General features: G+C 64.5%; 1 protein-coding gene. It reads left to right on the top strand.

Features of this window, described 5'->3' with window-relative positions; all coding sequences use genetic code 11:
• Positions 1-1,530: Ig-like domain-containing protein (locus EJA72_RS02015; RefSeq protein ID WP_218574347.1), on the top strand; the 1,530-nt coding region annotated here is incomplete at both ends.

The raw sequence follows: 1,530 nt of genomic DNA, 5'->3' as shown, positions 1-1,530 counted from the left end.
GCAGCGGCACCGAGAAATTCACCTACACCCTGACCGATGCCGACGGCGACACCAGCACCGCGACCCTGGAACTGAACATCCACAACAGCCCGGTGACCCTCAACGGCCTCGACGTCAAAGGCGGCGAACTGACCGTCTACGAGAAAAACCTCACTTACGGCAGCGAGCCTGATGCCCCGGCCCTGACCCAGACCGGCACCTTCACCGTGTCGGCACCGGATGGCCTGCAAACCCTGACCGTGGGCGGCATCGCCGTGGTCAGCGGTGGCGTGATCGCCGGCTTCCCGCAATCGACCAGCGCTGACCATGGCGCCGTGTTCACCGTCACCGGCTACAACCCGGCGACTGGCGTGGTGACCTACAGCTACACCCTGAACTACGCCGACACCCACCCGAACGCCGATGGCGCGAACAAGATCTCCGACACCATCAACGTCGTCGCCACCGACAAGGACGGCAGCACCGCGAGCGGTCAGATCAACGTCAACATCGTCGACGACACCCCAACCGCTCACGCCGACAAAGTCTCGGTGGGCGAGGGCGGCACCGTCACCGGCAACGTGCTGTGGAACGACGTCGGCGGCGCCGATGGCCCGGCAGCGGGCGGCGGCGTGGTGGGTGTACGTTTCGGCTCCGACACGTCGACTCCGGTCAGTGGCGGCCTGAATACTCAGATCAATGGCACCTACGGTTACCTGACGCTGGACGCCGCGGGTAACGCGGTCTATCACAGCAACCCGAACGCCGTGAGCGGCCCAGGCGCCACCGATACCTTCACCTACACCCTGCGCGATGCCGACGGTGACGAAAGCACCACCACGGTCACCATCGACGTCACCAACAGCTGCATCAAAGCGGTTGGCGACAGCGAAGTGACGGTGTTCGAAAAAGCCCTCGACCTGACCAAAGACGGCCAGGACCTGGCCGCTGGCACCGTCACCGGCAGCGAACCGGGCAACACCGGCGAAACCGCCAGCGGCACCTTGGTCGGCACCGTCACTGGCGCCACTGGCGCGATCACTTACACCCTGGTGGGCAGCGCGACCGGCGCGTACGGCCAGCTTCTGCTTAATCCAAACGGCACGTACACCTACACCCTGACCTCGCCGGCCAGCACCACGCCGCATGCGAACGACGGCGCCAACACCGTCAGCGAAACCTTCACTTATCACGCCACGGATTCGCTGGGTAACGTCGTCACCAGCACCATCGTGGTCAACATCGTCGACGACGTGCCGAAAGCCGTGAACGACACCAACGTCGGCACCGCCACGACCGCGAACCTGACGCTGGAAGGCAACGTCCTGACCAACGACGTACAAGGCGCCGACCGCGTAGCGACCGGCCCCAACAGCGGTCCGATCACCGCCGGCACCTTCACCGGTACCTACGGCACCCTGGTACTGAACGCCAACGGCACCTACACCTACACCCTGAACACCAGCGATGCTGATTTCAAAGCGTTGCAAAACGGCGGCAGCGGCACCGAGAAATTCACCTACACCCTGACCGATGCCGACGGCGACACCA

Origin of the sequence: Pseudomonas sp. PB120 (genome assembly GCF_009761815.1) — a bacterium.
In the GTDB taxonomy this organism is placed as follows: Bacteria; Pseudomonadota; Gammaproteobacteria; order Pseudomonadales; family Pseudomonadaceae; genus Aquipseudomonas.
Note: the sequence above shows the minus strand (reverse complement) of the source record. Positions and strands in the feature narration are given on the sequence as shown.